The following is a 3902-nucleotide window of genomic DNA, read 5'->3' on the forward strand; positions in this document are numbered from 1 at the left end:
GTCAGCATGATCATGCGCGCAATCCAGAAGAAGATGATGTCGAAGCCGCTCACCAGCACGCTGGTAGGATGGAAGGTGCGCAGCGCTTCGGTATTCTCCGGCCAGCCCAGCGTAGAGAATGTCCACAGGCCGGAAGAGAACCAGGTATCAAGCACGTCGTCATCCTGGCGCAGCGTCACGTCGGCGGCCAGATTGTTTTCCTGACGCACTTCTTCTTCGCTGCGTCCGACATAGACGTTACCGTTGTTGTCGTACCAGGCCGGAATGCGGTGACCCCACCACAGCTGACGCGAGATGCACCAGTCCTGGATGTCGCGCATCCACGAGAAGTACATGTTTTCGTACTGCTTCGGCACAAACTGAATGTCGCCGTTTTCTACCGCTTCCACCGCGACTTTCGCCAGCGGGGCCGTGCGCACGTACCACTGATCGGTCAGCATCGGCTCGATCACCACGCCGCCGCGGTCGCCGTACGGCACCGTCAGATCGTGTGGTTTGATTTCGTCGAGCAGGCCGAGCTCGTCAACCGCCGCAACAATCGCTTTACGCGCGGCAAAACGCTCCATCTTCTGGAACTGCGGCGGAATTTCATCGGAACAGGCATCGCTGACTTCACCGTTGGTGTCGAACACTTCCGCACGCTCGCGGATGTCGCCATCAAAGGTCAGGATGTTGATCATCGGCAGCTTGTGACGACGGCCCACTTCGTAGTCGTTGAAGTCGTGCGCCGGGGTGATCTTCACGCAGCCGGTGCCTTTCTCCATATCGGCGTGTTCGTCGCCGACGATCGGAATACGACGGTTCACCAGCGGCAGGATCACTTCTTTGCCGATCAGATCTTTATAACGCGGATCTTCCGGGTTGACCGCCACGCCGGTATCGCCCAGCAGGGTTTCCGGACGGGTGGTGGCCACCACCAGGTAATCTTTGCCTTCGGCAGTTTTCACGCCGTCCGCCAGCGGATAGCGAATGTGCCACATTGAGCCTTTGCTCTCGCGGTTTTCCACTTCGAGATCAGAGATCGCCGTGCGCAGTTTCGGGTCCCAGTTCACCAGGCGCTTGCCACGGTAAATCAGGTTTTCTTTGTACAGACGGACGAAGACTTCTTTCACCGCGTTGGACAGGCCTTCATCCATGGTGAAGCGCTCGCGCTCCCAGTCAACCGAGTTGCCAAGGCGACGCATCTGGCGGGTAATGGTGCCGCCGGATTCAGCCTTCCACTGCCAGATTTTTTCGATAAAGGCGTCACGACCGTAATCCTGACGCGTTTTGCCCTCTTCAGCGGCGATCTTGCGCTCAACCACCATCTGCGTGGCGATACCGGCGTGGTCCGTACCTGCCTGCCACAGGGTGTTTTTACCCTGCATGCGCTGGTAGCGGATCATGGTATCCATGATGGTTTGCTGGAAGGCGTGACCCATATGCAAGCTACCGGTGACGTTCGGCGGCGGGATCATGATGCAAAAGCTTTCCTGGCTGGTATCGCCATTCGGTTTAAAGTAGCCCTGCTGTTCCCAGTGCTCGTAGAGCGGCTGCTCGATATCTTGCGGGTTATATGTCTTTTCCATATCTGCTATGTCGTTTGCGGCGGGGGTGGCGTCGCCGTATTCAATTGGAAACCAACGCTGCGATACGCTTTATAGCGGTCGCGCGCCAGTTGTTTCAGGGATTCTTCATAAGGTACGAAGTCTATCACTTCATGGAAACCGGTAGCAAAATCTGCGAACTGCGGTAGCAGGCTGATCAGCAGATCGCGCGGCGCACTGCCGCGTCGCTGCGGCCAGGCCAGCTCAACCGGCGCGCCATAGCGCGGGCCTTCGCCGGCCAGGTTGTGCGGCACAAAGGCGTTGGCCGGACGCTGCCACAGTGCTTCATCCAGTCGATTGGCCTGCTGTTCATCTTCGCAGGCAATCAGGATGCGCTTACCGTCTCGCCAGCGGCTGGCGGCCAAATCGCACACCAGCGCTTCGATGGCGCTTAAGCCGTCGCTGGCGCTTTCAGACTCCATCACGAAGAAGGTGGCGTTTTTCATGGCAGGTTATTTCCATCAATGACAGTGGGGCGCATTGTGCGACAGTAAGATTGCGGCGTCCAATAATAAGGTCGCCATCAACGGCGACCTTACAAACCGTGCGGCTGATAATCAGGTCGCCATAAATGGCGACCCTACACCCGTAGGGTGCGCATTCATGCGCACCGTTTCAATGGCCGCAGGGTGTCAAACGCATTCATGCGCACCGTTTCAATGGCCGCACGGTATTTAACGCATTTATACGCACCATCACACCCGTAGGGTGCGCATTCATGCGCACCGTTCCAATGGCCGCACGGTATTTAACGCATCCATACGCACCGTTGCAGCATTCGCCCTGGCTCTTAATCGTCGCCGTTCAGGCCAGCGCGGTTCAGCAGGAACTGCGACAGCAGCGGCACCGGACGGCCGGTCGCGCCTTTGGCTTTGCCGGAGCGCCAGGCGGTGCCGGCGATATCCAGGTGCGCCCAGTTAAACTTGCGTGCAAAGCGTGCCAGGAAGCAGGCTGCAGTAATTGCGCCGCCCGGACGGCCACCGATGTTAGCCATATCGGCAAAGTTAGATTCCAGCTGCTCCTGATACTCATCGGCCATCGGCAGACGCCACGCGCGGTCGCCCGACTGCTCTGACGCGCTGATCAGCTCGTGCGCCAGCGGATTGTGGTTCGACATCAACCCGCTGACGTGATGGCCCAGCGCGATCACGCAGGCACCGGTCAGGGTGGCGACGTCAATCACCACTTCCGGATCGAAGCGCTCAACGTAGGTCAGCGCATCGCACAGCACCAGACGGCCCTCGGCATCGGTATTCAGCACTTCAACCGTCTGGCCGGACATGGTGGTTAGCACGTCGCCCGGACGCATCGCGCGCCCGTCCGGCATGTTCTCACAGCCCACCAGCACGCCGACCACGTTCAGCGGCAGATTCAGCTCCGCCACCATGCGCATCACGCCGTACACCGACGCCGCGCCGCACATGTCGTATTTCATCTCATCCATCGCCTCGGCAGGCTTGATGGAGATGCCGCCGGAGTCAAAGGTCAGCCCTTTACCTACCAGCACGATAGGGCGCGCATCGGCGTCGCTGCTGCCTTTGTACTCAATCACCGACATCAGCGACTCGTTGTGCGAACCGGCACCGACCGCCAGATAGGCGTTCATGCCCAGCTCTTTCATCTGCTGTTCGCCAATCACGCGGGTGGTAACGTTTTTGCTGTACGCATCGGCCAGCTGACGTGCCTGCGACGCCAGATACGCGGCGTTACAAATATTCGGCGGCATATTGCTCAGGTCTTTCGCCGCTTTGACGCCGGCGGCAACGGCCAGACCGTGCTGAATAGCGCGCTCGCCGCTGGTCAGCTCACGGCGGGTCGGCACGTTGAACACCAGCTTGCGCAGCGGACGGCGCGGCTCAACTTTGTTGCTTTTCAGCTGGTCGAAGTTGTACAGCGCCTCTTTGGAGGTTTCTACCGCCTGGCGTACTTTCCAGTAGGTATTGCGCCCTTTAACGTGCAGCTCGGTCAGGAAGCACACCGCTTCCATCGATCCGGTGTCGTTCAGGGTATTGATGGTTTTCTGAATCACCTGTTTGTACTGGCGCTCATCCAGCTCGCGCTCTTTACCACAGCCGATCAGCAGGATACGTTCGGACAGGATATTTGGCACATGGTGCAGCAGCAGCGTCTGGCCCACTTTGCCCTCCAGCTCACCTCGGCGCAGCAGCGCACTGATGTAGCCATCGCTGATCTTATCCAGCTGCTCGGCAATCGGTGACAGACGACGCGGTTCGAAAACGCCAACCACAATGCAGGCGCTGCGCTGTTTTTCCGGGCTACCGCTTTTTACACTGAACTCCATGCACTCTCCTGAAT

At 58.8% G+C, this 3902-nt stretch carries 3 protein-coding genes; all 3 read right to left on the minus strand.

Annotation, left to right across the window (positions count from 1 at the left end; translation table 11 throughout):
* The coding region (locus tag QMM04_RS21435; RefSeq protein WP_282996983.1) for a valine--tRNA ligase at positions 1–1568 on the minus strand (1568 nt) is incomplete at its 3' end.
* Positions 1569–1573: 5 nt separating this feature from the next.
* A complete protein-coding gene (locus tag QMM04_RS21440; RefSeq protein ID WP_021506718.1) occupies positions 1574–2032 on the minus strand; it encodes a DNA polymerase III subunit chi in 459 nt (152 codons plus the stop codon).
* 344 nt (positions 2033–2376) lie between these two features.
* Complete coding sequence (gene pepA / locus QMM04_RS21445) at positions 2377–3888, minus strand: leucyl aminopeptidase (protein WP_021506719.1); 1512 nt, start codon at positions 3886–3888, stop codon at positions 2377–2379.
* Positions 3889–3902 lie beyond the last annotated feature (14 nt).

It is taken from the genome of Pantoea sp. Pa-EAmG, from assembly GCF_030024295.1.
GTDB classification, from domain to species: Bacteria; Pseudomonadota; Gammaproteobacteria; order Enterobacterales; family Enterobacteriaceae; genus Pantoea; species Pantoea dispersa.

Excerpts from the sequence above, each read along its gene's own strand:
- pepA (WP_021506719.1), bottom strand. The coding sequence starts at position 3,888 with ATGGAGTTCAGTGTAAAAAGCGGTAGCCCGGAAAAACAGCGCAGCGCC.
- QMM04_RS21440 (WP_021506718.1), bottom strand. The coding sequence starts at position 2,032 with ATGAAAAACGCCACCTTCTTCGTGATGGAGTCTGAAAGCGCCAGCGAC.